At 56.4% G+C, this 24972-nt stretch carries 24 protein-coding genes, 1 other RNA gene and 1 other annotated feature; of the genes, 13 read left to right on the forward strand and 12 right to left on the reverse strand.

Annotation, left to right across the window (positions count from 1 at the left end; genetic code table 11):
• Positions 1-6 precede the first annotated feature (6 nt).
• Complete coding sequence (locus tag EGK14_RS07365; protein ID WP_125288445.1) at positions 7-318, reverse strand: MGMT family protein; 312 nt, start codon at positions 316-318, stop codon at positions 7-9.
• Positions 319-506: 188 nt separating this feature from the next.
• On the opposite strand from EGK14_RS07365, the gene ffs reads away from it, so the two are divergent.
• Positions 507-603, forward strand: an RNA gene (ffs, locus tag EGK14_RS07370) — signal recognition particle sRNA small type.
• A gap of 42 nt (positions 604-645) precedes the next feature.
• Here the strand turns inward: ffs and EGK14_RS07375 are convergent.
• The 3 genes from EGK14_RS07375 to EGK14_RS07385 form a co-directional block, all read right to left on the reverse strand.
• Positions 646-864: an HHA domain-containing protein gene (locus tag EGK14_RS07375; protein WP_125288446.1), complete on the reverse strand. Its 219-nt coding sequence runs from the start codon at positions 862-864 to the stop codon at positions 646-648.
• Positions 865-892: 28 nt separating this feature from the next.
• Positions 893-1273 (reverse strand): Hha toxicity modulator TomB, encoded by a 381-nt coding sequence (gene tomB, locus EGK14_RS07380; protein WP_125288630.1) that lies wholly within the window; start codon positions 1271-1273, stop codon positions 893-895.
• A 143-nt stretch (positions 1274-1416) separates the two neighbouring features.
• Entirely contained in the window at positions 1417-1770 is a 354-nt protein-coding gene (locus EGK14_RS07385) for a hypothetical protein (protein ID WP_125288447.1), read from the reverse strand.
• A 411-nt stretch (positions 1771-2181) separates the two neighbouring features.
• Between EGK14_RS07385 and EGK14_RS07390 the strand changes: the two genes are divergently transcribed.
• Genes EGK14_RS07390 through EGK14_RS07400 form a run of 3 tightly spaced genes read left to right on the forward strand, consistent with a single transcriptional unit; the run spans position 2182 to position 4582 of the window.
• On the forward strand, positions 2182-2844 hold the full coding sequence (locus EGK14_RS07390) for a metal ABC transporter ATP-binding protein (RefSeq protein ID WP_125288631.1): 663 nt from the start codon (positions 2182-2184) through the stop codon (positions 2842-2844).
• Positions 2841-3707 (forward strand): metal ABC transporter permease, encoded by an 867-nt coding sequence (locus EGK14_RS07395; RefSeq protein ID WP_125288448.1) that lies wholly within the window; start codon positions 2841-2843, stop codon positions 3705-3707. The genes EGK14_RS07390 and EGK14_RS07395 overlap by 4 nt, the downstream gene beginning before the upstream one ends.
• Positions 3704-4582 carry a metal ABC transporter substrate-binding protein gene (locus EGK14_RS07400; protein ID WP_125288449.1) on the forward strand — a complete coding sequence of 293 codons (879 nt, stop codon included), beginning with the start codon at positions 3704-3706 and terminating at the stop codon, positions 4580-4582. Before EGK14_RS07395 ends, EGK14_RS07400 begins: the two co-directional genes overlap by 4 nt.
• Before the next feature lie 227 nt (positions 4583-4809).
• On the opposite strand, the gene ykgO is transcribed toward EGK14_RS07400, so the two are convergent.
• The 4 genes from ykgO to EGK14_RS07420 form a co-directional block, all read right to left on the reverse strand.
• The gene (ykgO, locus tag EGK14_RS07405; protein WP_125288450.1) at positions 4810-4950 is read right to left on the reverse strand and encodes a type B 50S ribosomal protein L36; all 141 of its coding nucleotides are present in this window, start codon (positions 4948-4950) and stop codon (positions 4810-4812) included.
• Between the two features lie 9 nt (positions 4951-4959).
• The gene (locus EGK14_RS07410; protein WP_125288451.1) at positions 4960-5211 is read right to left on the reverse strand and encodes a type B 50S ribosomal protein L31; all 252 of its coding nucleotides are present in this window, start codon (positions 5209-5211) and stop codon (positions 4960-4962) included.
• A gap of 304 nt (positions 5212-5515) precedes the next feature.
• The gene (acrB, locus tag EGK14_RS07415; RefSeq protein ID WP_125288452.1) at positions 5516-8662 is read right to left on the reverse strand and encodes a multidrug efflux RND transporter permease subunit AcrB; all 3147 of its coding nucleotides are present in this window, start codon (positions 8660-8662) and stop codon (positions 5516-5518) included.
• Between the two features lie 17 nt (positions 8663-8679).
• Positions 8680-9864 (reverse strand): efflux RND transporter periplasmic adaptor subunit, encoded by a 1185-nt coding sequence (locus EGK14_RS07420; RefSeq protein ID WP_125288453.1) that lies wholly within the window; start codon positions 9862-9864, stop codon positions 8680-8682.
• 142 nt (positions 9865-10006) lie between these two features.
• Between EGK14_RS07420 and acrR the strand changes: the two genes are divergently transcribed.
• Positions 10007-10648 (forward strand): multidrug efflux transporter transcriptional repressor AcrR, encoded by a 642-nt coding sequence (gene acrR, locus EGK14_RS07425; RefSeq protein WP_125288454.1) that lies wholly within the window; start codon positions 10007-10009, stop codon positions 10646-10648.
• On the opposite strand, the gene rsmS is transcribed toward acrR, so the two are convergent.
• Genes rsmS through priC form a run of 3 tightly spaced genes read right to left on the reverse strand, consistent with a single transcriptional unit; the run spans position 10645 to position 11654 of the window.
• Positions 10645-10809: a pleiotropic regulatory protein RsmS gene (gene rsmS / locus EGK14_RS07430; RefSeq protein ID WP_125288455.1), complete on the reverse strand. Its 165-nt coding sequence runs from the start codon at positions 10807-10809 to the stop codon at positions 10645-10647. The genes acrR and rsmS overlap by 4 nt on opposite strands.
• A gap of 14 nt (positions 10810-10823) precedes the next feature.
• Complete coding sequence (locus EGK14_RS07435) at positions 10824-11069, reverse strand: GlsB/YeaQ/YmgE family stress response membrane protein (RefSeq protein WP_125288456.1); 246 nt, start codon at positions 11067-11069, stop codon at positions 10824-10826.
• Between the two features lie 51 nt (positions 11070-11120).
• Positions 11121-11654 carry a primosomal replication protein PriC gene (gene priC, locus EGK14_RS07440; protein WP_125288457.1) on the reverse strand — a complete coding sequence of 178 codons (534 nt, stop codon included), beginning with the start codon at positions 11652-11654 and terminating at the stop codon, positions 11121-11123.
• A gap of 269 nt (positions 11655-11923) precedes the next feature.
• Here priC and apt point away from each other — a divergent pair, with 269 nt between their 5' ends.
• Entirely contained in the window at positions 11924-12475 is a 552-nt protein-coding gene (gene apt, locus EGK14_RS07445; protein ID WP_125288458.1) for an adenine phosphoribosyltransferase, read from the forward strand.
• Positions 12476-12520: 45 nt separating this feature from the next.
• Here the strand turns inward: apt and EGK14_RS07450 are convergent, their stop codons facing one another.
• A complete protein-coding gene (locus tag EGK14_RS07450; protein ID WP_125288459.1) occupies positions 12521-16045 on the reverse strand; it encodes an autotransporter outer membrane beta-barrel domain-containing protein in 3525 nt (1174 codons plus the stop codon).
• 516 nt (positions 16046-16561) lie between these two features.
• Between EGK14_RS07450 and dnaX the strand changes: the two genes are divergently transcribed.
• The 7 genes from dnaX to EGK14_RS07485 all read left to right on the forward strand — a co-directional run bounded on the left by dnaX (position 16562) and on the right by EGK14_RS07485 (position 24942).
• A complete protein-coding gene (dnaX, locus tag EGK14_RS07455) occupies positions 16562-18508 on the forward strand; it encodes a DNA polymerase III subunit gamma/tau (protein ID WP_125288460.1) in 1947 nt (648 codons plus the stop codon).
• Positions 17853-17914, forward strand: a sequence feature (DnaX frameshifting element). It overlaps the preceding gene by 62 nt.
• 53 nt (positions 18509-18561) lie before the next feature.
• On the forward strand, positions 18562-18891 hold the full coding sequence (locus EGK14_RS07460; RefSeq protein WP_125288461.1) for a YbaB/EbfC family nucleoid-associated protein: 330 nt from the start codon (positions 18562-18564) through the stop codon (positions 18889-18891).
• Positions 18891-19496, forward strand: a complete 606-nt coding sequence (gene recR / locus EGK14_RS07465; RefSeq protein ID WP_125288462.1) for a recombination mediator RecR — start codon at positions 18891-18893, stop codon at positions 19494-19496. The genes EGK14_RS07460 and recR overlap by 1 nt, the downstream gene beginning before the upstream one ends.
• Before the next feature lie 96 nt (positions 19497-19592).
• Positions 19593-21467, forward strand: a complete 1875-nt coding sequence (htpG, locus tag EGK14_RS07470; protein WP_125288463.1) for a molecular chaperone HtpG — start codon at positions 19593-19595, stop codon at positions 21465-21467.
• A gap of 375 nt (positions 21468-21842) precedes the next feature.
• Entirely contained in the window at positions 21843-22487 is a 645-nt protein-coding gene (adk, locus tag EGK14_RS07475; RefSeq protein WP_125288464.1) for an adenylate kinase, read from the forward strand.
• Positions 22488-22603: 116 nt separating this feature from the next.
• On the forward strand, positions 22604-23563 hold the full coding sequence (gene hemH, locus EGK14_RS07480) for a ferrochelatase (protein WP_125288465.1): 960 nt from the start codon (positions 22604-22606) through the stop codon (positions 23561-23563).
• 74 nt (positions 23564-23637) lie between these two features.
• A complete protein-coding gene (locus EGK14_RS07485) occupies positions 23638-24942 on the forward strand; it encodes an inosine/guanosine kinase (protein WP_125288466.1) in 1305 nt (434 codons plus the stop codon).
• Positions 24943-24972 lie beyond the last annotated feature (30 nt).

A 24972-nucleotide genomic window follows, 5' to 3' on the forward strand; every position in this document is an offset into this window, starting at 1 on the left:
GGCGGTTCATCCCTGCCAGCGGTAGCGCTCAAGCGCGATTTTTCCGTTATGATCCACTTCCACGCCTTCTGCCAATAAAGCCTGTCGTTGGCGCTCGAGATCGCTGCCCGTTAATGAAATCTCACCCAGCCGGTTAATGACCCTGTGCCAGGGAAGCCTGCTGCCAGCCGGTAGCCGTTTTAATACGCCGCCAACCTGACGCGCGGCGCGCGGCGAGCCCGCCAGCCGGGCAATATCGCCATAGGTAGTGACCTTACCGTAGGGAATAGCGGCAACAATTTGCCAGATACGGCGTGGAAAGGTGTCTTGTTCAGTCATGGTCTGCTCCCCGTTACTGGAAATAAAGTAATCGAAAGCGGTCTTAAGCTGAAGGGGGGGCGGATAATAGCGGGGGAAAGGGCAATGTTGTGCAAGAAAACAACGGTCGTCGGGCGCGGGCTTGCAATTGCCCAGGGGTTCATTGATAATGCCCTCGCTCCATTACATGGGGCAATCAATGGGGGCCCGGTTGGTTCTCCCGCAATGCTAACTTGTGAACTCGGTCAGATCCGGAAGGAAGCAGCCGCAGCAGGTGACGCGTGTGCCGGGATGTAGCTGGCAGGGCCCCCACCCAATTCCTCCGGGGAACCCTCACCGCTTTATCTCTTATCGTACAAACTTCCAGACAGAAACCGGCACTTTATCGTAAAGCTTATTCATCGTCAGTTCGGCAAGCCGATGATCCGCCGCTGAATAAAATACGGCCAGCTCATTATCAGATAATTCGTATTTGTTTTTTTCGATAACGCGTTCGAGCGTGTCAATTGAACGGCATCGTCTTAAACGCATCAGATAATCAGTTTTCGTAAGTAGTTTATCTGTCATTATTAAACCATTGGAAAAATAAAGGTTACTAAAATGAATGGCTTGTCTGTGCGGTGACGACAGCACATTCCTCTGTAAAAACGTTGAACAGCCGTTTCGCTGATTTCTGCCAGCGCTGAAGATCCTGGCCATTAATACCGTAGTTGCTGAAAAGCATAAAGGTATCGTCAAGATATTCATCAATCTGACTAATCAACTCGCTGTCTTCAATATGCTTAATTTTGTAATTCATGGTAAAACCAGCAATATGCTCAATCAGGTCATTAAGCTGCAGATTAATTGCTGAAGTTGGATCGTTAACCCAGCCGTGATGGCTGTCGCCTAACGTGGCCAGACTTTCATCATACAGGTTTTCACACAAAAATTTCAGCTGGGCAATATCATGCCTTTTCGGTGAGTATTCGTCCATCTTTTTCCCCTCCATAGCCAGTGAAAAATCGTATACCGCAGGCTTTCTGCGAGCGGGATGCCAGGAAGCGATATTGAATCTTGTGCGAGCGGTTTAATAAATATAACTCTCTTAAATTGTATTTTGATTACTATTACTAAAAATTACAATTCATCCGCGGCTGCGGCGCGTTCCGTATCAATGAAATCAAATATCAGCGCATCAGGCCGGCTTTCAAAATTTACTGACTGGATTGTCGTTTCATCTGCATCGATATCAAGACAGGCGTTGAAAACGTTCCAGCAGAAACTGTAAGTCATTTTGTAACCCGACGGCTCCGTTTGTTCAACTGAAATAATTTTCACACTTCCCGGAACATACTGCGCATTTTGTGAATACCATAACAGTGAGCCAGTTAACTCGGTTTCTATTTTGGGAATAATCCGCTGAATAAGGCTAATCCATTCAGACTCATTTTCTTCATCAGGCACTGAAGAGACAGGAATACGTTTGCGCATTTTTTCTCCACAGAGTTAATAAACGCTTATACAGATAATTGTTGTTAGCTTTAAAATAATCAAGTCGGCTAAATAGAGAAAAAACTATCTTGATGATTTGACTATTAATTATTTTAGTAGAGGATCCCGCTTTCTGCGATAGAAAAAACCGATTAAGATGAATAAATTTTATATAACCACATCTCTTTTTATTCCTTTTTGTGGAAATAAAAAGATACATTTTAGTTCAGCACGTTTCGCAGCGTCGTAATATGCTATTGTTATGTTATAACGTAACAATGGTGCGGTCATGTTTAGTTTTACTGCTTCTTCTCGTCCTACCTTACTGATGCAATCAGCACAAACACGTTTACTTTTTGCTCTGATCGCCGTGCTGGCTTTGCTGGCGCTGAACGGGTGGGCGATATCCTCATGATTACGCTGACGGATCTCCGGGTCGGCTATAGCGGGAACGCCGTTACCCCGTGTCTTAACGGCACGTTCCAGCCAGGGTCAATGACCGCGCTGGTGGGAGCAAATGGCTGTGGAAAATCAACGCTGCTAAAAACCTTCGCGGGCTTGCTGCCACCCGTAAGCGGCCAACTCAGGCGCCTGACGCAGGATACTGCATGGTTACCGCAGCAATCCGAGGTTGAGAGAAATTTCCCTGTCAGCGTAGCCGATCTGGTGGCGATGGGCTGCTGGCGACGCTGCGGCTGGTTTGGGGCTATCGGTCGCTTTGAAAGGCAGCGGGTCATGGCGGCGCTGGAACAGGTCAATATGGCTGAATTCGCCGCCGCGCAGCCCGGTACGCTTTCTGGCGGGCAGCTACAGCGTGTACTTTTCGCCAGGCTACTGGTACAGGATGCTTCGCTACTGCTGCTTGATGAACCTTTTACCGGCATCGATACGGAAACGACCAGTCTGCTGCTGGCGCTGCTGCAGGCGCGGCATCGGGCTGGCTGTACGCTGATCGTGGTGCTGCACGATATGACGATGGTTACGCAATCCTTCCCGCAGATCCTGCGGCTGGAGCCCACTCAGGCAAAATGGATCACGCCAACGCCGGAACCGATCGTGTTGGAGTCAGCATGACGCTTTTACATCCTTTTATCGAATTCGCCTTTATGCGCCGCGCGCTGGTTGCCTGCATTGCGCTTTCGCTCAGCGCCACGCCGCTGGGCGTCTTTTTGCTGCTGCGCCGCATGAGCCTGGTCGGCGACGCGCTTTCCCATGCGGTGCTGCCCGGCGCGGCTATCGGCTATTTGATTTCCGGCCTTTCGCTGGTGGCGATGGGAACTGGCGGCATTATCGCCGGGCTGTCGGTAGCGCTGCTGTCAGGCGCGGTCAGCCGCTATACGCCGCTGCGTGAGGACGCCAGCTTTGCCGGTTTTTATCTCGGTTCGCTGGCGCTGGGCGTGACGCTGGTTTCACTGCGCGGCTCCAGCGTCGATTTGCTGCATGTGCTGTTCGGCTCTTTGTTGGCCGTTGATAACCCCTCGCTTCTGCTGGTCAGCGCGATAGCATCGGTTACGCTGCTGGCTCTGGCGCTGATTTATCGTCCGCTGGCGATCGATGCCTTCGATCCTGCTTTTTTACGCGCGCAGAGCCGCTGGGTCGCACCGCTGGTGCACGCGCTTTTTCTGATACTGGTTGTGACCAACCTGGTCGCAGGCTTTCAGGTTCTCGGCACGCTGATGTGCGTGGGGCTGATGATGCTGCCCGCAGCGGCATCTCGTTTCTGGCGTAAAGAACTGCCCGGCATGATTGGCACCGCCATGATACTGGCGCTGATCGCCAGCTTCAGCGGCCTGTCTGCCTCATTCTGCCTGGCGCTGCCTGCCGGGCCCGCCGTAGTGCTCTGTGCCGCGCTGCTGTTCTTTATCTCGATTTTAGTGGGGCCATGCGGCGGGATACTGCGCGCGCGTTTTTTTACTGTTGATAAGGAGAAAAGATGAAAAAGTTACCCCTTGTGCTGGCGCTGGCCGCCCTGTGTGCCACGCCGCTGGCGATGGCAAAAACGCTGGAGACGGTAGCCAGTTTTACCGTGTTGGCCGATATTGTTAAGCAGGTCGGTGGCGAGCATGTAGAGGTAAAAAGCCTGGTCGGGCCGAATGGCGATCCGCACAGCTTTGAGCCCACGCCGCGGGACAGCCAGGCGCTGGCTAAAGCGGATGTGGTATTCGTCAGCGGCCTGGGGCTGGAAGGCTGGATGGATCGCCTGATTTCAGCTTCGCAATACAAAGGCCATGTTGTTGTCGCTTCAGCAGACATTACGACGCGCACTATGGAGGAAGAGGGAAAAACGGTTACCGATCCGCACGCCTGGAACAGCATGAAAAACGGCGAAATCTATGCCAGCAACGTGATGAATGCATTGATTGCTGCCGATCCGCAGGATGCAAACTACTTCCGCCAGCGCGGCGCGGCCTATATTGGCCAACTGCAAAAGCTGGACGAGTGGGCCGCCGTTCAATTTGCGGCCGTCCCGGCGGCGAAGCGTAAAGTGCTGACCAGCCACGATGCCTTCGGCTATTTTGGTCAGCGCTATGGCGTAACCTTTATGTCGCCAGTCGGCTTCTCTACGGAATCTGAGGCCAGCGCTGCCGACGTAGCGGGGCTGATTACCCAGCTGAAAAATGAGCATATCCACAGCTACTTTATTGAAAACCAGACCGATCCTCGGCTGGTACAGCAGATCGCTTCGGCAACCGGCGCACTTCCCGGCGGCGAGCTTTACCCGGAGGCGCTGACGAAAAAAGGCGGCGCGGCCGATTCTCTGGAAGCGGCTTTTCGTCATAACGTAACGGCGATGCTGGGCAGCATGAAATAAAAAGGCGGGCCGATAGCCGGCCCGCCTGAATAAACCTTCACCACCAGATAAAAGTAGCCTTTTTGGTGACTACATTTCTCAGGCGCTTTGTATTGCAAAAGCAGACTTTATGCCGGCTGCCTTTTCCCGGCATTTAATCGGTGGAAGAGTACGTGGTGGACAGGGGAGCGGGAGAACGCGCACGTTATTCTTATGGTAAAAGCGGCTTTAATGCCGCTTGCATACCATTAGCGCTTTTTCTTTTTGCCCTGAACCGCTTTAAAGCGCGGGTTGCTTTTACAAATCACAAAAACCCGGCCGTGACGGCGCACGATTTTGCAGTCTTTATGACGTTTTCTGGCCGAGGCCAGTGAATTAAGCACCTGCATTTTCGCTCCTTACTTACTGAAAAAACGACCAAAACGCTGGTTAAAGCGGTGCGCGCTGCCTTCTTTGGCAAACTCTTTTTGTTTACCGGTGTAGTAGGCATGGGAGGCCGAAGAGACGTCCAGCGCTACATAAGGCAGTGTTTTACCGTCCAGCTCGATAGTGCGGTCGGTTTTAATGGTAGAGCCGACGACAAAAAAGGTGTCGGCGCTGGTGTCGTGAAAAGCGACGGTGCGGTAAGCCGGATGGATAGCTGGTTTCATGAAACCCCCTGATATCGTATGTTATAACATAACAATAATTATGCGCGCTGCGATTTCAAAATGCAAGCGTAGAAGAGGGCGGAAGCTGGCCGCGATAACAGGACAAGGAAACAGCGAGGAGCAGGAGAACTCGGGAACAGGAAAAAAGTGAGCAGGGCAAAGGGATACAGGGAGCGGGAACCGACAGGACTACACACGGACAGCGCGTGCGCCAGCAGCAGGACAGTCGGAAAACAGGCTTTACCGGCTGGGTGAAGAAAAAAGAGGCCGCAAAAGCGGCCTCTTAAAGATCAAGCGGGATGCCTTAGTGAGGGCGATCCGTATGATGTGGTTCCAGATCCTCTTTATGCTTGCTGAAGCGGCGGCGAACCACCACAAAGAACACAGGCACGAAGAAGATAGCCAGAATAGTCGCCGTCACCATACCGCCCATTACGCCAGTACCTACTGCGTTCTGCGCGCCGGAGCCGGCGCCGGTACTGATGGTCAGCGGCAGTACGCCCAGGATAAAGGCCAGCGAGGTCATCAGGATAGGACGAAGACGCATACGTACCGCTTCCAGCGTCGCTTCTATCAGACCTTTGCCTTCTTTCTCCATCAAATCTTTGGCGAACTCGACGATCAGAATGGCGTTCTTCGCGGACAGCCCGATGGTGGTCAACAGGCCTACCACAAAGTACACGTCATTGCTCAGGCCGCGCAGAGTGGTGAACAGCAGGGCACCGATAACACCCAGCGGCACAACAAGCATGACCGAGAAAGGAATCGACCAGCTCTCATACAGCGCTGCCAGACACAGGAACACGACGATCAGCGAGATAGCATAGAGCGCTGGCGCCTGGTTGCCAGAGAGACGTTCCTGGTAGGACATGCCCGTCCACTCGTAGCCAATGCCCTTCGGCAGCTTCGAGGCCAGCTCTTCCATCAGGTTCATGGCGTCGCCCGAACTTTTGCCTGGTGCAGCCTGACCCAGGATCTCCATAGAAGGCAGTCCGTTATAGCGTTCCAGACGCGGTGAACCGTACTGCCATTTCGCGCTGGCGAAGGAGGAGAACGGCACCATTTCGCCATTTGAGGCGCGCACGTACCATTTATCGATATCGCCAGGCAGCATACGAGCATTGGCTTGCCCCATTACGTAAACTTTCTTCACACGACCGCGATCGATGAAGTCATTGACGTAAGAGCCGCCCCAGGCCGCACCCAGCGTGGTGTTGATATCAGAAATAGATACGCCCAGCGCTTCCGCTTTCTCCTGGTCGATAGTCAGCTTGTACTGCGGCGTATCTTCCAGACCGTTTGGACGCATACCCACCAGCGTATCCGGATGCTGGGCAGCCATGCCAAGCAGCTGGTTACGGGCATTGGTCAGGGCCTCATGGCCCAGGTTGCCCTGGTCAATCAGCTCAAAGTCAAAGCCGGTGGCGTTACCAAGTTCGATAATCGCCGGCAGGTTAAACGGGATCACCATCGCATCTTTGATGGCGCCGAAAGCCTGCATGGCACGACCGGCAATGCCTTCTACTTTGTTTTCCGACCCGCTGCGCTCGTCCCACGGCTTCAGGCTGACGAAGGCGATACCGGTGTTCTGGCCGCGTCCCGCAAAGCCGAAGCCGTTAACGGTAAACACCGAACGCACGTTATCCTTCTCTTTGGTCAGGAAGTAGTCCGTTACCTGATCCAGTACCTTTTGCGTACGGCCCTGGGTCGCACCGGCAGGCAGCGAAGCCTGCGCCAGCAGCAGCCCCTGATCCTCTTCCGGCAGGAAGGCGCTTGGCAGCTTCACGAACATATAAGCCATGCCAACCACGATCACCAGATAGATCAACAGATAGCGGCCGGTGCTGCGAATGATGTGGCCCACGCTGTCGGTATAGTGGTTGGTACTTTTGTCGAACATGCGGTTAAACCAGCCGAAAAAGCCGGTGGTTTTACCGTGGTCACCTTTCTTAATCGGCTTGAGTAACGTTGCGCAAAGCGCAGGCGTCAGGATCAGTGCGACGATAACCGACAGCACCATCGCGGAAACGATCGTGATGGAGAACTGGCGATAGATAACGCCGGTAGAGCCGCCGAAGAACGCCATCGGGATAAATACGGCCGAAAGCACCAGCGCAATACCGACCAGCGCGCCCTGGATCTGCCCCATGGACTTGCGGGTTGCCTCTTTAGGCGGCAGGCCTTCTTCCGCCATTACGCGTTCGACGTTCTCCACCACCACGATGGCGTCATCCACCAGCAGGCCGATGGCGAGCACCATCCCGAACATCGTTAGCGTGTTTATCGAATAGCCGAAGGCGCTGATAATGGCAAAGGTACCCAACAGTACGACCGGCACGGCGATCGTCGGGATCAGCGTGGCGCGGAAGTTCTGCAGGAACAGATACATTACGATAAAGACCAGCACGATCGCTTCAATCAGCGTTTTCACCACCTCCATGATGGAGATTTTAACGAACGGCGTAGTGTCGTACGGATAAACCACTTTCAGACCGGCCGGGAAGAACGGTTCCAGCTTGCCCAGCTCGGCTTTGACCGCTGCCGCCGTGTCCAGTGCGTTAGCGCCGGTAGCCAGTTTAATACCGATACCGGAAGCCGGTTTGCCGTTATAGCGCGCGATAACCTCGTAGTTTTCGCCACCCAGCTCGATTTTCGCCACGTCTTTTAACAGTACGCGAGAACCGTCCGTGTTGACTTTCAACAGGATTTTGCCGAACTCGTCAGTAGAGGTCAGGCGGGTTTGCGCAATGATAGAGGCGTTAAGCTGCTGGCCCGGCACCGGCGGCGAACCGCCAAGCTGACCGGCGGCCACCTGGGCGTTCTGCGCGGTGATAGCGCTGATGACGTCAACCGGCGTCAGCTGATAGTTATTCAGCTTGTGCGGGTCCATCCAGATACGCATCGCATACTGAGCACCAAATATCTGGGTATCGCCTACGCCGGTAGTACGGCTGATAGGATCCTTGATATTTGACGCCACGTAGTCCGCAATATCATTCTGCGTCATGGTGCCGTCTTCGTTGACGAAACCTGCCACCATCAGGAAGCTGCTGGAGGATTTTTGTACCTGGATACCCTGCTGCTGAACTTCCTGCGGCAGTAGCGGCGTGGCCAGCTGCAGTTTGTTCTGCACCTGAACCTGCGCGATATCCGGATCGGTACCTGACTCGAAGGTCAGGGTCAGCTGCAGCGTGCCCGATGAATCGCTGTTTGACGACATATACATCAGGCCGTCAATCCCGTTCATGTTCTGCTCGATAACCTGCGTTACCGAATCCTGCAGCGTTTTAGCATCGGCACCCGGATAGGTGGCGCGAATCTGTACGGCCGGTGGCGCAACATTAGGATATTGCTCAATCGGCAGTTTTAGAATCGACAGCACGCCCACCAGCATAATAATGATGGCGATGACCCATGCGAAGATGGGGCGATCGATAAAGAACTTAGCCATGTATCAGCGGCTCCTGTTTAAGACTTCGGTTGGTCAGACTGCGTTTTGGTCACGTCGTCTGCACTTACTTCCTGCGGAGTCACAGTGGCGCCCGCTTTGGCTCGCTGTACACCGGTGGTGATAACACGGTCGCCCTCTTTCAGACCTGCCGTAACCAGCCACTTGTCGCCAACTGCCTGTTCCGTGGTCAAATTACGGGATTCCACTTTATTGTCCGCGCCCACGACCATCGCCGTAGCCTGGCCGGTTGGCGTGCGGGTAACGGCCTGCTGCGGCACTAACAGCGCGGAAGGGTTGGTACCTTCTTCCAGGCGAGCGCGCACAAACATACCGGGCAGCAGCGAATGATCCGGATTAGGGAACACGGCGCGCAGCGTAATGGAACCGGTCGTTTCGTCCACCGTCACATCGGAGAATTCCAATGTTCCGCTTTGCGCGAATTCGCTACCATCCGGTAGCAACAGCTTCACTTTTGCTTTACCGTCGGCCTGCTGCAGCTTGCCAGAGTTCAGCTCCTGACGCAGACGCATGAAATCTTCGCTCGATTGCGTGACGTCGACGTAAATAGGATCAAGCTGCTGAACTGTGGCGAGAGCAGTGGTCTGGCCGTTCTGAACCAGCGCGCCTTCGGTGACGGCAGATTTACCAATGCGGCCGCTGATAGGCGAAATCACTTTGGTGTAGGCCAGATTGATACGCGCAGTCTCTACGCTGGCTTTTGCCACCTGTACGGCTGCGGCGGTCTGGCTCTGCGTCGATACGGCGTTATCGTAGTCCTGCTGACTGATATATTTGGTACCCATCAGCGGCTTATAGCGTTTAACGGTCAGCGCAGCGATTTGAGCGTTAGCCTGAGCCTGAGCTAAATCCCCTTTTGCACTGTCGTAGGCCGCCTGATAAGGAGCCGGGTCAATTTGATAAAGTGACTGACCGGCCTTGACGTCGCTGCCTTCCACAAAATTACGCTTGAGAATGATGCCCGAAACCTGAGGGCGAACTTCTGCAACACGGAACGAGGAAGTACGACCCGGAAGATCGGTCGTAATGGTCAGCGGTGCGCTTTTCAGGGTGAGCACGCCCACTTCCGGCGCTTTTTGCTGACCGCCCTGTTGTGCGTCTTTGTTATCACATCCCGTTAGCACCAGGCTGCCTGAAAGCATCAGAACGGCCGCCAGAGGCGTTAACCCCCTGTTTTTGTTCATAAATAAACCTCGAGTGTCCGATATCGATTGTTCAATGGATCACAAAATCCATAAACCCATTGCTGCGTTTAAATTATGGTCGTGCTATGGTACATACATTCGCAAATGTATGTAAGTGCACCCTGGTTGTTAACATCCCCCTATGGCACGAAAAACCAAACAGCAGGCGTTAGAAACACGAAATCATATCCTTGACGCAGCTATCGCCAGGTTTTCCGAGCATGGTGTAGCGAAAACTTCTCTGGCCGATATCGCCGCCGCCGCTGGCGTGACGCGTGGCGCAATTTACTGGCACTTCAAAAACAAAACCGATTTACTCAATGAAATATGGGCGCAGTCCGAGACCGGACTGGAGAATATAGAGCTTGAGTATCAATTAAAATACCCATCCGATCCACTCTCAGTTTTGCGCGCCATGCTAACTTATGTCCTTGAAGCCACGGTAAGGGATACGCGCAGGCGTGCGCTGATGGAGATTATTTTTCATAAGTGCGAATTTGTCGGGGAAATGACCACGTTGCAAAGGATGCAGCAAACGTTATATCTGGAATGTTACGACAAAATTGAAGATGTATTGCGGCAGTGCATGACGCAGCAGCAGCTGCCGGGCGAGCTGGATACGCGCCGAACGGCCGTTGTAATGCGGGGCTATATAACCGGTATCATGGAGAACTGGCTGTTTATGCCGGAAAGCTTCGATCTGGCTTCGGATGCGCCGCAGCTGGTAGAAGTGCTGCTTGATACTGTCATGCACAGTCCGGCGCTCCGCAAGACCGTCTGCTAGGGAAGGGCGCCAGAATTTTCGCCGCGCGCCTTTTTCTCAAAATCTCGCTGAACGATAGCTAAAGCAGCCAGTACCGTTTGCGGCGCAATCTGGTTCTCTTCAAGCAGCATAATCAAATCAACAGCCAGCTTTACTTCTTCTGGCGCGCTTTCCAGCGACATAGTTTTCTCCCGATTTAAATACGAAGTTTTTTCGCAACCAGCACCATCAGCAGCGCGCCAGCCAGCGCAATCAGCTGCGCCCTGGGTTCCGCTACGGCCAGGCTGCCATAATTAAAAAAGACCCCGATATAGCCGCCGACCAGCGAGCCGATGATGGCCAGCGCCAGCGTAGCTATCAGGCCGCCGGGGCGGCCAGGAAATACATAGCGGGTAATGAATCCTACCGCTAGCCCGATGATTATCCAGGAGAGAAGTCCCATTTGCGATCTCCAGTCAGCTTTTTCAAAAAGTATAGCTTGGCCGCTGCGTACTCATTGTCGGTCGCGGTTTTCAATTGCGCGCTCGATTTTTTTTAATGCCAGCAGACAACGCTGTAACCGCCCCTCCAGCGCCGCAATTTCCTGCTGCAGCTTCCGCTGCTGCGCCAGCGTTTCCTGATGAGCAAGCTGGCTTTCCCGATCGGCGACCATCGCGCGCAGGCGGCGCTCGTAATCCTGATGTTTCGCCAGCTTCTCGTAAAGATTCTCCGGCTCTGGCTCCAGTCTGGTTTCGCTGTTGCGCAGCTTTAGTGTCGCCAGCTCGCGCTGTAGCGCGCTTATCTGTAACACCACGCGTTCGGCCATCCAGGCAACGCGCTCCGTGCGGTGGCCGTTCACGCTTTGCCTGAGTAAGGCCATACTTTGCCGCGCTTCCTGTAGATAGTCGGCAAGCCGCGTACCGTGGCAGTGAAACAGCTGACTGTCAAAACGCGCTTTTGCGGTGCGTTGGTTAGCGTGAGGCGCAATGGTCTGCGCCAGTTCTTCCAGCTTTGTTTCCAACTGCTCAAGCAAATGGGCGCTTTTCATTTCTCTCTCTCCCCTGGTGAGCCGCGCCTATAATACGCTTAATTTGATCGATCTGTGCGCTGGTCTGCTTTTTCCTGGCCGACTCAGGTTGATTAAGGGCAACAAATACGTGGATTTTGCTTCTGACGGTTGCAATTGTCGGACGATTTGCATAGATTTGGTCGTTTTCGTGCGTGGCTTCCCCCGGACACTCCCGTCTTGCTCTGCGACTTCCTCGCCCGAGCAACGAAGCTGCGCGAGTCAGATTTGTATTTACCAGGCATAACACTATGACCGCGACTGCGCAGCAGCTTGAATTTCTTAAAAACAGTATCAAAAGCATTGAGGATTATCCTAAGCCAGGCATTCTGTTCCGTGACGTCACCAGCCTGCTGGAAGATCCAAAAGCCTATGCACTCAGCATTGAACTGTTGGTTGAACGCTATCGTGATGCAGGTATTACTAAAGTTGTGGGTACCGAAGCGCGCGGCTTCCTGTTTGGCGCGCCGGTGGCTCTGGCGCTTGGCGTAGGCTTTGTGCCCGTACGCAAGCCGGGCAAGCTGCCGCGTAAAACCTTTGCTGAAACCTACGAGCTGGAGTACGGCACGGACTGTCTGGAACTGCATTGCGATGCCATCGGACCGGACGATAAAGTGCTGGTGGTAGACGATCTGCTGGCTACGGGCGGGACGATTGAAGCTACCGTCAAGCTGATCCGTCGCGCAGGCGGCGAAGTAAAAGATGCAGCGTTTATCATCAATCTGTTTGATTTGAGCGGCGAAGCGCGCCTGAAGGCTATGGGGCTGGCGTGCTTCAGCCTGGTGAACTTCCCCGGTCACTAAGCCGCTGCAGAAAAAAAAGGCTGGCGCTTGCCAGCCTTTTTTTATTTAAAATTTTATGTTGAAGGAGGCCGTAACCGCCTGAGCAGTTTCATGCGACGATTTTTGCAGGTCGTAATGTAACCCATAGGTCAGATCGCCTTTTTGCAGCACCGCGCCCGTGCTGAAGCCGAAAGCCGAACCGTCGGCAAGCCGGGATTCGCTCCAGCCCGTGCCGCTCACGTCGGCCATGCTGACGCGGGTACCGTGAGTGGTATCGCCGGTCGTGGCAATAAATGAAAGATCCACTCTGGGCTTCAACGTATAGCCCGATTCGTACTGAAATTCGCGAGCCAGGCTGACTCCCAGCGGCACCGACCAGAGCGAGGCCGAAGCGGCAGCGTTATTGAACAAGGATTTGCCGCTGCTTTTCGCCGTAAAGCTATGGTTTTTCAGGCGGGTGTAGCGCAGGCCGATATGCGGCATCACATCCAGATATTCCAGGTTGAACAGATACTCCGCCGTCAGGCCGGCGCTTATGATACTTGATTTCGCTTCGCCTGAGAGGGTTGGATAGCCCGCAGCCGGAAGCGACATCTTCATATCATGGCTCACCCGCGAGTAGTCTACGTCAGCTACCAGATCCCAGTTATTGTTTAACCAGCTGCCGTACAGGGAGCCACCCCAGAAATCCAGGTCGTTTTTCACTGGATAGAGATTGCCGCTCGTCCTGCTTTTTCCCCGACCGGTATGCAGCGCGACGCCGGTTTTCAGGATCGCGCCCTGTTGCGTAATCAGCGTATCCTCAGCGCCGATAAAAGCGCCACCCATACCTGTTTTACTTTTACTATTAAAGCCGCCTGCGCTATAGCCTTCCAGACGGGCGTTATCATAAAACAGCGATGTCCACAGGTTAAAGCCTTCTTCTGGCGGCGTACCGTCAAAAAGATGTTCGCTTTGAGAAAGATGGCGGGCGAGGGCTCGGGTCGCGGCGGTCATTACCTGATAGCTGGTGCCCGCAACGTTAGCCACGGAGGCGAAGTTAATGGCGGATCCCACCAGGCGCGCAGCGGTAGCGGCATCGCTAACGTAGCGCACGTCCATCGCTTGTGAAAGGAACTGCTGGGCAGCGTTGTCGGAAGCCGTGTTTACCCCAACTTCAGCAGTCATCGCCTTAAGCAGTTTTACCGAGCCGGGAGAGAGTTTTGGCAAGGCAGTGCTGTAATCGGCATTGCTGAGCGTGAGCAGCGTTCCTTCTGCATTGGTCGATGAGGTAACCATTATCAGACGGCTGGTGGTATTAATGTTCGCCTGCTGCCAGCCGGGCGTCGTCAGGGGATTTGCTCCTGTTGCTACCCTAAAGCTTTCACCGGCGGCTACGCCATCATCCGTCAGCACCAGCAGGCTGGCTTTATTGTCAATCTGCGCATTGCCCAGCGCCAGCGCGACTTTGCCGGAATCTATGTAGGATCGGGCATGGATCACCGTTAGCGAAGAGGATCCTAATCCCTGCGTTGTCTCATCGCCGCCGATCCGCCAGGCGAGCTCGTTGCTGGCAAAATCGATCGTGCCGTCGCCGCTCAGGATCAGCTTGCCGTTCCAGCTTGTTTGCTGCGCCTGCTGAAGCTGCGTCACGCTTTCCTGCCAGTGATGCGCGTTCAGCTCCGTAGAGCCAAGAACGATCGAGCCGTCGCCGCTGACGGTCAGCGTTCCCTGCGTCGCCTCCAGCGTTTTACTGGTAAAGGTGCCGCCGCTGACGATCAGGCTACCGCTGTTCAGTTCCGTATTATTGACCCGGAAAGTCCCACCGCTTTGCAAATAGTGCCCGTCCGCCGTTGACGCGACGCCGGTCAGCGCATTCCAGACCGTGGCGGTGCCGATAGCCAGCGTGCCGGCGGTAAAGGTGCCGCCGCGCAGTTCCAGCTGGCCCGTGCCGCCAGCGCCAGCGGTCTGCGCCCAGGCGCTGCTGTTTAACACGCCGTCGTGGCTACCGCTGGCCCCGCCGAGCTGGACGGTCGTACCGATTTGACCGCTGCCGCTGGTGAAGATGGCGATACCGTTGCCGCCGTTACCCGCTTTGCCGCCGTTGCCCGAGCGACCTTTGGCGCCATTATTGCTGCCGCCATCGCCCGCATCGCCTCCCTGGCCACCGAGCTGTAGCGTGCCGCCGTTATTGAGCGTACCGCTGTTAAACCACAGCGTACCGGCCGCGCCGTCGGAAGCATTACCGCCATTACCGGCGACGGCGCTGCCCTGTAACGCACCGCCGTTGCCGCCGTTGCCGCCGTCGCCACCAAGATAGATGCCGGAGGTCACGGTCATCGTGCTGCCCTCCACCGTCAGCGTACCGGCGCCGGCCTGTCCGGCGTTGCCGCCTTCACCACCCTGGCCGCCAGCCGCGCCTTTTCCGGCCGCCGCAACGCTATCCGCCGCGCCTGCCTGGCCGTTGCTGCCGCTGTTGCCGCCGTTAGCGCCTTTGCCACCGTTAGCGCCAACCTTCAGCGTCTGCGCGTTTACGGTGCTGTTATTCAGCAACAGCCTGCCTTCGCCACCGTTGCCGCCGTTAGCGCCGCGCCCGCCGTTTCCGCCTTTACCGCCGCCGCCGCCGTTGCCGCTGTCGCCCGTTTCGCCTGTGACGTTGGTTTCGACATAGGGATCGGCAGTGTGTCCCGCATCGCCGCCGTTGCCGCCGTTTGCGCCAGCGCCGCCGTCCGATCCGTTACCGGCTGCGCCGCCGACGGCCAGCGTACTTCTGACCGTCACCGTAGCGCCGTTGAGGGTTAATACGCCGTTGCCGCCATTACCGCCATCGGCTCCGTTACCGCCGCTGCCGCCTTTGCCTCCCGCGCCGCCGTTGCCGCCGTTGCCCGGCATCCCTCCGGCCGCCTGCAAACCGGGGACGCCCGCCTCGCCGCCGCTTTTTCCGCTGCCGCCGTTGCCGCCGGGCTGACCGTTTCCTCCTGCGCTGGCGGCGGCGCCGTCACCGCCGACGGCCAGAGCCGTGCTGGTAAAAGCGCTTTGATTAATAGTCAGCGTGCCGTTTCCGCCTGCCGCCGCGACGCCGCCGCTGCCGCCGCTCGCGCCATTACCGCCGCTGCCGCCGTCGCCACCGTTACCGCCGTCGCCGCCCATGCCTGTATTACCGCCGCTGCCACCGTTTCCGCCTTTTCCTGCCGCGCCGCCGCCGGTGCCGGCTGAGGCATCACCCACCAGACCACCACGGCCGCCGTCGCCGCCAATTTGCAGTATGCCCAGCTGCCCTTTCACATTATGCAATGAGCCAGTCGCGTCGGCGCCTCTGGTGCCGATCGCGCCGTCGACGCCCGGCGTACCGTTGGCGCCGTTGCTGCCCGGCACGCCGTCGCTACCGCTGCTGCCGTTGCCGTTTCCCGCCGCGTTAGCCCCGTTGCCGCCGTTGCCGCCGGTGCCTGCTTCACCCGGCAGGCTGGCGGTGCTGCCGCTGCCGCCATCTCCACCCCGGGCACCGACGGTAATATTATCTTCCGCCTGGGCTGAATGAATAAAAACGGCGCCGGGCGAGATAAAGATCGCCAGCGCATTAAAAGCGCCGAGCCATCTTTTTTTAGTCTGCATACCCGTTTTTTCAGGGTGAAATTTCCTTTTCTTATTTTCCATTTTACCAGTCCATTAGTTTTATTTGACAAGGGTTGTATGAATTTTTCTTATAAAATTTTTTGTTTTCAAGAGGTTATATGTTATTTAATTTAATTAAGTCTTAAATAAATCCAACTCCTTCAACTATTGTTTAATAAATCCTTTTTTTAGGCTGCTATTATTAAATACGTTAATTTTTGGAGGGTAAATCTGTTTTGTCATTTTAGGAAAAGTGACTGAGTTTCGGGTGGTGAGGTTTTCTGGCTGCAACAGGTAATTTCCTGCCTGACTTCACGCTATTCTTTTTTTATCACTATCTGAACGGCGTTTTTGCTGGCGCTGACCGCAAGCGGATTTAGCCGCCGGTTTTACGCAAAGTGATAGGAATGACCCAGGCCGTGCTGGTACACTGTAGCGGCAATCAGCAACGAGGCTAAAACACGGGTTAACGGTGTTTAGATGAATTATTCTCCATAAATCAATGATGAATCACGAATGAGCTACCAGGTACTGGCCCGCAAGTGGCGTCCCCAGGCGTTCAGTGATGTCGTCGGTCAGGAGCACGTGCTGACCGCGCTGGCGAACGGCCTGTCGCTTGGCCGCATCCATCACGCTTATCTTTTTTCCGGCACCAGGGGCGTGGGAAAAACCACTATCGCCCGTCTTCTGGCAAAAGGTCTTAACTGTGAAACCGGCATTACCGCTACGCCCTGTGGAAAATGCGACAACTGTCGTGAAATCGAACAGGGCCGCTTTGTCGACTTAATTGAGATCGACGCCGCCTCGCGCACCAAGGTCGAGGATACCCGCGATCTGCTGGATAACGTGCAGTACGCGCCCGCGCGCGGCCGCTTTAAAGTTTATCTGATCGATGAAGTGCATATGCTTTCGCGGCATAGCTTTAACGCGCTGTTGAAAACGCTGGAAGAGCCGCCCGAGCACGTGAAGTTTTTGCTCGCCACTACCGATCCGCAAAAGCTGCCGGTCACTATTTTATCGCGCTGCCTGCAATTCCATCTGAAGGCGCTGGACGTTGGCCAGATCCGCGGCCAGCTTGAGCACGTGCTGGAAGCGGAGCAGATCGCTTCCGAAGCGCGCGCGTTACAGCTGTTGGCAAGAGCCGCCGATGGCAGTATGCGTGACGCGTTAAGCCTGACCGACCAGGCTATCGCCATGGGGCAGGGGCAAATCACCACGGCCACGGTCAGCACTATGCTTGGCACGCTGGACGACGAGCAGCCGCTGGCGCTGATCGAAGCGCTGGTGAATGCCGAAGGCGAGCAGGTCATGTCCTTGCTGGACCAGGCCGCTTCACGCGGCGTCGAGTGGGAAGCGCTGCTGGTAGAAATGCTGACGCTGCTGCACCGCGTGGCAATGATACAGCTGCTGCCTTCCGCGCTGGGCGAAGAATTTGCCACCGCCGAACAGCGCCTGCGCGAGCTGGCGCGCGTTCTGCCGCCTGCCGACGTACAGCTTTATTATCAAACGCTACTGGTCGGCCGCAAAGAGCTGCCGCTGGCGCCCGATCGCCGCATGGGCGTAGAGATGGCGCTGCTGCGCGCGCTGGCTTTTCATCCCAAACAGGTGATTGCGGAGCCGGTTGCGCGTCCGGCGATGGTGCCGCAGGCTCAGCCTTCGGCCCCGGGCCAGCAGGAAACGATCCCGTCGCCGTCCGCAGCGCAGAGCCAGCCGCCGGCAGGGCCTGCGCCGACGCACACCGTGCAGGCCAGCGCGCCGCTGCCTGATACCACCAGCCAGCTGTTGCAGGCGCGAACGCGGTTGCGCCAGCAGGGAGCGACCAAACTAAAAAAGAGTGAGCCGGCAGCGCCCAATGCGCGGCCGGCAGGCTCGGCGCTGGAGCGGCTGGCTGCCGCGACCGAGCGTGGTCAGAAGCGGCAAAGCGCCGTTATCGCGACTGAACCGGTAAAGCCGGAGGCCTATCGCTGGAAAGCGCAAACCGTCGAGGCGAAGCCGGAACCGGTAGCCACGCCCAAAGCCTTGCGCACGGCGTTAGAACATGAGAAAACCCCGGAGCTGATGGCGAAGCTGACCACGGAATCGCAGCAGCGCGACGCCTGGGCGGCGGAAATCGCCGGGCTGACGCTGCCGAAGCTGGTGCAGCAGCTGGCGTTGAACGCCTGGAAAGAGCAGACGGCAAACGGTATCTGTCTGCACCTGCGTTCCAGCCAGCGTCACCTGAACTCGCCATCGGCGCAGAAAGCCCTGAGCGAGGCGCTGAGCGCGGCGGTAGGCAAGCCGGTTGAACTGACGCTGATTGAAGACGATAATCCGACGGTGCTGACGCCGCTGGAGTGGCGACAAAAAATCTACGAAGAGAAGCTGGCGCAGGCGCGTCAGTCAATTATCGCGGATAATCATATTCAGACGCTGTGTCGCTTTTTTGACGCGGACGTGGATGAAGAGAGTATTCGCCCCCTTTGAAACGCTGTACCCGTGCTGCGGCATGAGTGCGGCCCTGCTTAAGAGAGAAAATTATGTTTGGAAAAGGCGGACTGGGTAACCTGATGAAGCAGGCCCAGCAAATGCAGGACAAAATGGCGCAGGTGCAGGAAGAGATCGCGGCCATGGAAGTAACGGGCGAATCGGGCGCGGGACTGGTAAAGGTCACCATCAACGGCGCGCACAACTGCCGTCGCGTAGAGGTTGATCCAAGCCTGCTGGAAGACGACAAAGATATGCTGGAGGATCTGGTCGCTGCCGCATTTAACGATGCCGCTCGTCGCGTAGCGGAAGCGCAGAAAGAGAAAATGTCTGCGGTATCCAGCGGGATGCAGCTGCCGCCTGGCTTCAAGATGCCGTTCTGATGCAGACCAGCCCGCTCCTTGAAAGCCTGATGGAGTCGCTGCGCTGTCTGCCCGGCGTGGGGCCGAAATCGGCCCAGCGTATGGCGTTCCAGCTGCTGCAGCGCGATCGCAGCGGCGGAATGCGTCTGGCGCAGGCGTTGACGCGCGCCATGTCGGAAATTGGACACTGCGCAGATTGCCGCACCTTTACCGAGCAGGAAATCTGCACCATCTGCGCTAATACTCGTCGTCAGCAGACGGGACTTATCTGCGTGGTAGAAAGCCCGGCCGACATTCATGCCATTGAGCAGACCGGGCAGTTCGCCGGCCGCTACTTTGTGCTGATGGGGCACCTTTCGCCGCTGGATGGCATTGGCCCGAACGATATCGGTCTTGACCGGCTGGAACAGCGGCTGGAAAAAGAGGCGATTCAGGAGGTGATCCTGGCCACTAACCCTACGGTTGAAGGTGAGGCGACCGCCAACTACATTGCCGAGCTGTGCGGTCAGTATGGCGTTGACGCCAGCCGCATCGCCCACGGCGTGCCGGTTGGCGGCGAGCTGGAGATGGTGGACGGCACCACGCTGTCCCATTCTCTGGCCGGGCGCCACAAGATTAAATTTTAGTCATTTAACGGCACGATGCGTCGTGCCGTCTTGAAAACCCGCCAGTCGTCCCCATTCTACTTCTCAATGTAAACCGCCAAGTTAACTGAGGTAGCAATGACCATGAAAGGACAAGAGACGCGTGGCTTCCAGTCAGAGGTAAAACAGCTTCTGCACCTGATGATCCATTCCCTCTATTCAAACAAAGAAATTTTCCTGCGTGAACTGATCTCTAACGCCTCCGATGCGGCCGACAAGCTGCGCTTCCGCGCGCTTTCTTCGCCGGAACTTTACGCGGGCGACGGCGATCTGCGCGTGCGTGTTTCTGTTGATAAGGAAAATCGTACCCTGACGCTGAGCGATAACGGCATCGGGATGACGCGAGACGAAGTCATTGAAAATCTGGGCACCATCGCCAAATCCGGCACCAAATCCTTCCTGGAGTCTTTGGGATCCGATCAGGCGAAGGACAGCCAGCTGATCGGCCAGTTTGGCGTCGGCTTCTATTCCGCTTTTATCGTGGCGGACAAGGTTTCCGTGCGCACCCGCGCTGCCGGAGCGGCTGCGGATGAAGGCGTGTTCTGGGAATCCGCAGGCGAAGGCGAGTACACCATTGCCGATATCACCGTCGATGCTCGCGGTACGGAAATTACGCTGCACCTGCGCGAAGGCGAAGACGAGTTCCTGGACGCGTGGCGCGTGCGCAGCATCATCAGCAAGTATTCCGATCACATCGCGCTGCCGGTAGAGATTGAAGAGCATAACGAAGAAGAGAAAACCTCCCGTTGGGAAAAAATCAACAAGGCGCAGGCGTTGTGGACGCGCAATAAGTCTGAGATCAGCGACGACGAGTATAAAGAGTTCTACAAACACGTTTCGCACGATTTTGCCGATCCGCTGACCTGGAGTCACAACCGCGTAGAAGGCAAGCAGGAGTACACCAGCCTGCTGTATATCCCTTCACAGGCGCCGTGGGACATGTGGAACCGCGATCACAAACACGGGCTGAAGCTCTACGTGCAGCGCGTGTTTATCATGGACGACGCCGAGCAGTTTATGCCGAACTATCTGCGCTTCGTCCGCGGCCTGATAGACTCCAGCGATCTGCCGCTGAACGTCTCGCGTGAAATCCTGCAGGACAGCCGCATTACCCAGAACCTGCGCAACGCCCTGAGCAAGCGCGCGCTGCAAATGCTGGAGAAAGTGGCGAAGGATGACGAAGAGCAGTATCAGAAATTCTGGCAGCAGTTTGGTCTGGTGCTGAAAGAAGGCCCGGCTGAAGACAGCGCCAACAAAGAAACCATCGCCAAACTGCTGCGTTTCGCCTCTACCAGCAGCGAAGGCTCCGCGCAGACCGTGTCGCTGGAAGACTACGTCAGCCGCATGGTGGAAGGGCAGGAGAAGATTTACTACATCACCGCCGACAGCTATGCCGCTGCAAAAAGTAGCCCGCATCTGGAGCTGTTCCGTAAGAAAGGCATCGAGGTGCTGCTGCTCTCCGATCGTATCGACGAATGGATGATGAGCTATCTGACCGAGTTCGATGGTAAAACCTTCCAGAGCGTCAGCAAGGCGGACGAAGCGCTGAGCAAGCTGGCCGACGAAGAGAGCGAAGAGCAGAAAGAGGCGGAAAAAGCGCTGGAGCCGTTTGTCGACCGCGTGAAAACACTGCTGGGCGAGCGCGTGAAGGATGTGCGTCTGACGCACCGCCTGACCGACACGCCTGCTATCGTCACCACCGACGCCAACGACATGAGCACCCAGATGGCGAAGCTGTTTGCCGCTGCGGGCCAGCCGGTGCCGGAAGTGAAGTATTTGTTTGAGCTGAACCCGGAGCACGCGCTGGTTAAACGCGCTGCGGATACGCAGGACGAAGCCCGCTTCGGCGAGTGGATTGAGCTGCTGCTCGATCAGGCGATGTTTGCCGAGCGCGGCACGCTGGAAGATCCTAACCAGTTTATCCGCCGCATGAACCAGCTGCTGCTGGGTTAATCGATCAAAGGCAGGGGGCAATGCCCCTGCCTTTCCATTTTAGTTTCCTCTTGCCTGTTTCTTAACCCGGCTGCTTATCATCCCCATTCTTTCCCGCAAGCGCGCTCCACAATAAGACGGTTCTTCCAACGTTCGGCAACGGTAGCGATCCTGCTGACGAAGAGGTGAAATTGTCTGAAAACGAGGCTTTCGACACGACGTCGCTCGTAAAGCGCTAAAGCGGCGTCAATAATGCCGAAACCCCCTGGTGTTACCGGTAACTTTAACGGACGATAACCCGGCTTAACGGCCGCGTTCCTTGTGGATACAGGGGCATGATGGTATGTTCATGCCCTACATAACTTGATTAAAGCGATTCGCAAGGGGATTTACGCAATGCGTATTATTCTGCTCGGTGCTCCGGGTGCAGGTAAGGGGACACAGGCTCAGTTTATTATGGAGAAATACGGCATTCCGCAGATCTCCACGGGCGACATGCTGCGCGCAGCGGTTAAAGCCGGTAGCGAGCTGGGCCAACTGGCCAAAGAACTGATGGATGCAGGCAAACTGGTCACTGATGAACTGGTTATCGCCCTGGTTAAAGAGCGCATCGCGCAGGAAGATTGCCGTAACGGTTTCCTGCTTGATGGCTTCCCGCGCACTATCCCTCAGGCTGACGCCATGAAGGAAGCGGGCATCAAAATCGACAACGTGCTGGAGTTCGCCGTACCGGACGAGCTGATCGTTGAACGTATCGTGGGTCGTCGCGTTCATGCGCCATCCGGCCGCGTTTACCATGTAACCTTCAACCCGCCTAAGGTGGAAGGTAAAGACGACGTGACCGGTGAAGAGCTGACCACGCGTAAAGACGATCAGGAAGAAACCGTGCGTAAGCGCCTGGTGGAATACCATCAGATGACCGCGCCGCTGATTGCCTACTACAGCAAAGAAGCGGAAGCGGGCCACACCGCTTACCACAAAATTGACGGCACCCGTAAAGTGTCTGAAGTCAGCGCCGAACTGGAAAAAATCTTCGGTTAATGCCTTCCGGGGCCAGCAAAAGCTGGCCCTACTACAGCAATTGGTTACCCCTTCCTGATTTTCCGCTAGAATGATTCTCGTTTTCATCACCTGACATGCCCAGAGAAGGAATAACAATGAGGCAAGATAAACCCGGCGTGCTGCTGGTGAACCTAGGTACACCTGACGCGCCAACCACGCCTGCTGTTAAACGCTACCTGAAACAGTTCCTCAGCGATAAGCGCGTGGTCGATACGCCGCGCTGGCTGTGGTGGCCCATCCTGAACGGCGTGATCCTGCCGATCCGTTCGCCGCGCGTTGCAAAACTTTACGCATCGGTGTGGATGGAAGACGGCTCGCCGCTGATGGTCTACAGCAAACGGCAGCGCGAAGCGCTGGCGGCCCGGCTATCTATGCCTGTGGAGCTGGGCATGAGCTACGGCAATCCGAGTCTGAAAAGCGCGCTTGACAGCCTGATGGCGCAGGGCGTAACCCGCCTGATCGTGCTGCCGCTGTACCCGCAGTTTTCCTGCTCTACCGTGGCGGCGGTGTGGGACGGCATTACCGAGGTCTTTGCCGGCTATCGCAGCCTGCCTTCAGTGCAGTTTATCCGCGATTACGCCACGCATCCGGCCTATATTGCCGCGCTGAAAGCCTCGGTCGAACGGTCGTTTGCTAAACATGGCAAACCGGATCTGCTGGTGATGTCTTTCCACGGCATTCCACAGCGTTTTGCCGATCAGGGCGACGATTATCCGCTGCGCTGTCGGGAAACCAGCGAGGCGCTGATTGCCGCGCTGGGCCTGGCCGAACACGAAGCGATGCTGACTTTCCAGTCGCGCTTCGGCCGCGAGCCGTGGCTGACGCCTTATACCGACGAAACGATGCAGTCGCTACCGGCAAAGGGCGTGAAGCATGTGCAGGTCATGAGCCCGGGCTTCTCCGCCGACTGCCTGGAAACGCTGGAAGAGATCAGCGAGCAGAACTGCGAATTCTTTATGCACGCGGGCGGCACCAAGTTTGAATATATCCCGGCGCTGAACGACGATGAGCTGCATATTGATATGATGGTTGAGCTGGTCAACAGCCAGCACTAAAACAGAGGGGTGTGGGCACTTAGCCGCATCCCTGTTATCATTGCCTGCCTGTATCCCTTCCTGAAGTCAGCAACATGAAATTTCCCGGCCAGCGTAAATCCAAACACTACTTTCCCGTCAGCGCGCGCGACCCGCTGCTCCAGCCCGTACAGCCGGAAAGCGAAACCGCGACCAGCTGGATAGCGGGTATCGATCAGATCCTGGTGGATATTGAAGCGAAGGTGGATGACGCTTTTGTGGCGCGCTACGGCCTGAGTGCGGGCCACTCGCTGGTGATCGAAGACGAGGTTGCCGAAGCGCTGTATGCAGAGCTGACGCAGAACAACCTCATCACCCATCAGTTTGCGGGCGGCACCATCGGCAACACGCTGCACAATTACTCGGTGCTGGCCGACGACCGCTCGGTGCTGCTGGGCGTGATGTGCAGCAACGTGCAGATCGGCAGCTACGCCTATCGCTACCTGTGCAATACCTCCAGCCGTACCGATCTGAACTATTTGCAGGGCGTCGACGGCGCTATCGGCCGCTGCTTTACGCTGATTGGCGAACACGGCGAGCGTACCTTCGCCATCAGTCCGGGCATGATGAACCAGCTGAGCAAGGAAAGCATTCCTGAAGAGGTGGTAGCGGGCGCGTCCGCGCTGCTGCTGACCTCTTATCTGCTGCGCTGCAAGCCGGGCGAACCGATGGCGGAAGCAACAATGCAGGCCATCGCCTGGGCGAAAAAGCATAACGTGCCGGTGGTGCTGACGCTGGGTACGAAATACGTGATCGGTGACAATCCGCAGTTCTGGCGCGATTTCCTGCGCGATCACGTTTCCGTGGTGGCGATGAACGAGGAAGAGGGCGAGGCGTTGACCGGCTTCAGCGATCCGCTACAGGCGGCGAATATGGCACTGGACTGGGTGGATCTGGTGCTGTGCACCGCCGGGCCGAACGGCCTGTATATGGCGGGCTACACCGAGGAAGAGGGCAAACGCAAAACGCAGCATCCGCTGCTGCCCGGCGCTATCCCGGAGTTCAACCAGTATGAGTTTAGCCGCGCGATGCGCCACCAGGACTGCGAGCAGCCGCTGCGCATTTTCTCGCATATCGCGCCTTATATGGGCGGCCCGGAGAAGATCATGAACACCAACGGCGCGGGCGACGGCGCGCTGGCGGCGGTGCTGCACGATATCACCGCTAACGACTATCACCGCCTGAACGTGCCGAACTCCAGCAAACATGGTCGTCGCTACCTGACCTATTCCTCGCTGGCGCAGGTTTGTAAATACGCCAACCGCGTCAGCTATCAGGTGCTGAATCAGCACTCGCCGCGCCTGACCCGAGGGCTGCCGGAGCGCGAAGACAGCCTGGAAGAGTCCTACTGGGAAAGATAAGATGAGAGCCGCCTCTTTCACGGAGGCAGC

Source organism: Erwinia sp. 198 (assembly GCF_003937915.1).
GTDB lineage: Bacteria > Pseudomonadota > Gammaproteobacteria > Enterobacterales > Enterobacteriaceae > Erwinia > Erwinia aeris.

Coding starts and splice junctions, on each gene's coding strand:
- EGK14_RS07365 (WP_125288445.1), bottom strand. CDS start 318: ATGACTGAACAAGACACCTTTCCACGCCGTATCTGGCAAATTGTTGCC.
- EGK14_RS07375 (WP_125288446.1), bottom strand. CDS start 864: ATGACAGATAAACTACTTACGAAAACTGATTATCTGATGCGTTTAAGA.
- tomB (WP_125288630.1), bottom strand. CDS start 1,273: ATGGACGAATACTCACCGAAAAGGCATGATATTGCCCAGCTGAAATTT.
- EGK14_RS07385 (WP_125288447.1), bottom strand. CDS start 1,770: ATGCGCAAACGTATTCCTGTCTCTTCAGTGCCTGATGAAGAAAATGAG.
- EGK14_RS07390 (WP_125288631.1), top strand. CDS start 2,182: ATGATTACGCTGACGGATCTCCGGGTCGGCTATAGCGGGAACGCCGTT.
- EGK14_RS07395 (WP_125288448.1), top strand. CDS start 2,841: ATGACGCTTTTACATCCTTTTATCGAATTCGCCTTTATGCGCCGCGCG.
- EGK14_RS07400 (WP_125288449.1), top strand. CDS start 3,704: ATGAAAAAGTTACCCCTTGTGCTGGCGCTGGCCGCCCTGTGTGCCACG.
- ykgO (WP_125288450.1), bottom strand. CDS start 4,950: ATGCAGGTGCTTAATTCACTGGCCTCGGCCAGAAAACGTCATAAAGAC.
- EGK14_RS07410 (WP_125288451.1), bottom strand. CDS start 5,211: ATGAAACCAGCTATCCATCCGGCTTACCGCACCGTCGCTTTTCACGAC.
- acrB (WP_125288452.1), bottom strand. CDS start 8,662: ATGGCTAAGTTCTTTATCGATCGCCCCATCTTCGCATGGGTCATCGCC.
- EGK14_RS07420 (WP_125288453.1), bottom strand. CDS start 9,864: ATGAACAAAAACAGGGGGTTAACGCCTCTGGCGGCCGTTCTGATGCTT.
- acrR (WP_125288454.1), top strand. CDS start 10,007: ATGGCACGAAAAACCAAACAGCAGGCGTTAGAAACACGAAATCATATC.
- rsmS (WP_125288455.1), bottom strand. CDS start 10,809: ATGTCGCTGGAAAGCGCGCCAGAAGAAGTAAAGCTGGCTGTTGATTTG.
- EGK14_RS07435 (WP_125288456.1), bottom strand. CDS start 11,069: ATGGGACTTCTCTCCTGGATAATCATCGGGCTAGCGGTAGGATTCATT.
- priC (WP_125288457.1), bottom strand. CDS start 11,654: ATGAAAAGCGCCCATTTGCTTGAGCAGTTGGAAACAAAGCTGGAAGAA.
- apt (WP_125288458.1), top strand. CDS start 11,924: ATGACCGCGACTGCGCAGCAGCTTGAATTTCTTAAAAACAGTATCAAA.
- EGK14_RS07450 (WP_125288459.1), bottom strand. CDS start 16,045: ATGCAGACTAAAAAAAGATGGCTCGGCGCTTTTAATGCGCTGGCGATC.
- dnaX (WP_125288460.1), top strand. CDS start 16,562: ATGAGCTACCAGGTACTGGCCCGCAAGTGGCGTCCCCAGGCGTTCAGT.
- EGK14_RS07460 (WP_125288461.1), top strand. CDS start 18,562: ATGTTTGGAAAAGGCGGACTGGGTAACCTGATGAAGCAGGCCCAGCAA.
- recR (WP_125288462.1), top strand. CDS start 18,891: ATGCAGACCAGCCCGCTCCTTGAAAGCCTGATGGAGTCGCTGCGCTGT.
- htpG (WP_125288463.1), top strand. CDS start 19,593: ATGACCATGAAAGGACAAGAGACGCGTGGCTTCCAGTCAGAGGTAAAA.
- adk (WP_125288464.1), top strand. CDS start 21,843: ATGCGTATTATTCTGCTCGGTGCTCCGGGTGCAGGTAAGGGGACACAG.
- hemH (WP_125288465.1), top strand. CDS start 22,604: ATGAGGCAAGATAAACCCGGCGTGCTGCTGGTGAACCTAGGTACACCT.
- EGK14_RS07485 (WP_125288466.1), top strand. CDS start 23,638: ATGAAATTTCCCGGCCAGCGTAAATCCAAACACTACTTTCCCGTCAGC.